The following is a 1,251-nucleotide window of genomic DNA, read 5'->3' as shown; positions in this document are numbered from 1 at the left end:
CAGCGTCCCCGGCATCACGGTAGCCTGGTTGCGTCCATTTCCCAGCGCGACACTTTCAATAATCAGTCCCGTCTTGGCGGATTCATTGTCGATGTCGAAGCGGCTCACGCGGCGTTTCAGTTCGATGTTCACCGTGGCGATATTGCCCAGTATCTTCGTTGTGCCGCTTCCGGTCATCACTAATGGAGTGCCCAGGGCGGTGCCTGCCGGCTCCAGTTTGGCGGTACAGTACTTCTCAAAGTCCGTGGCTTTCGTGCCGTCGGTTTCTATGGCTCCGGTGGCGGCGTTGGTTTTCACCGCTACCAGGAGGGGTCTATCGGGTCTCCGTCGGCTTTGTAGAGCGTGGTGCTGTTGGCTACGCAATACAGCTTCAGGTTGGGGATGCCCTTTAGCTCCGTCGGGAAAATGGAGGCCTTGCGGGCAGTTCCGGCACCGCTCAGTTTGAAGGTTTTCGCTGCGGTGTCGTCCTGTGCGGCGGCTTTCCACGTTTCCAGATACTGGTAGTCTCCGCCGTCGGCGGTGGCTGCAAATACATAGATGTCCAGGTTGTCAATCTGGTTCTCACTTTCGGAAGCGATGGCGCGGGTGTATTCCTGCGACTCTCCTCCGCCACTAAATACGAGACGGATCTCTTTGCCCGCTCCTTTTCCCGGAGCGTCGTCGGTGCCAAGCTCCCCCTGGCTGCATCCTGCAAGCAGGGCCAGCAGAGCCGACATCCAAAGCATGTTTTTCGTTTTCATCATTTGTCTATACTTGTTTTTGAAAGTTAATAATCTTATTGTGAGGCATTTCCGGGGGTGTACTGCTACGGGTGGCGTAGACGGTCAGCTACGCCGGTAGTAGACGGCCGTCTATGCCATCCGTAGGTGGCCACCTACGCCTGCCGTAGCAGTACGGTTGCCGCCGGACTATCCTAACGGGTCCTCTTCCAGACCTCCATCAGGACCGAGACCGCCTCCATCGGGTGCTTTGCCTATATAGATGGTTTTCATCACGCTGCGCGGCACTTTCAGCATGGTCTTGCTGTTGCTGCCGAATTGTGTGGTTACTTTGAGTTCATACGTCCCGTCCGCCAGATCGGCAGGGATGATGAACGTCAGTTTCGAGGGATCGTTTGTCACCCAAAGGTCTTCGGCTACTTTGGTTTCCTTTCCTGAACTGCTTTTCAGGGTGATACCCACTGACGGGTCGGTTCCCACCACTTTCAGCTTGCCGCCTGTGAGGGTGAAAGCACGTCCTGCCGTGGCTGAA

The 1,251-nt window shown here is 56.3% G+C and carries 2 protein-coding genes and 1 pseudogene; all 3 read right to left on the bottom strand.

All coding sequences use genetic code 11. From position 1 onward, the window contains the following. Positions 1 to 297, bottom strand: a pseudogene (locus BACCELL_RS27555) (hypothetical protein); the annotation flags it as partial. A gap of 2 nt (positions 298 to 299) precedes the next feature. Continuing rightward, on the bottom strand, positions 300 to 743 hold the full coding sequence (locus tag BACCELL_RS27550) for a hypothetical protein (RefSeq protein ID WP_007214376.1): 444 nt from the start codon (positions 741 to 743) through the stop codon (positions 300 to 302). Positions 744 to 908: 165 nt separating this feature from the next. Next, positions 909 to 1,251, bottom strand: a 343-nt coding sequence (locus BACCELL_RS22345) for a DUF4469 domain-containing protein (RefSeq protein ID WP_007214375.1), incomplete at its 5' end; no start/stop codon positions are given.

This window comes from Bacteroides cellulosilyticus DSM 14838 (genome assembly GCF_000158035.1).
Taxonomy (GTDB): domain Bacteria; phylum Bacteroidota; class Bacteroidia; order Bacteroidales; family Bacteroidaceae; genus Bacteroides; species Bacteroides cellulosilyticus.
The sequence above is the reverse complement of the archived record's forward strand: the minus strand, read 5'-3'. Positions and strand labels throughout refer to the sequence as shown.

Bases quoted from the DNA above. Each gene is read 5' to 3' on its own strand.
- BACCELL_RS27550 (WP_007214376.1), bottom strand. From the start codon at position 743: ATGATGAAAACGAAAAACATGCTTTGGATGTCGGCTCTGCTGGCCCTG.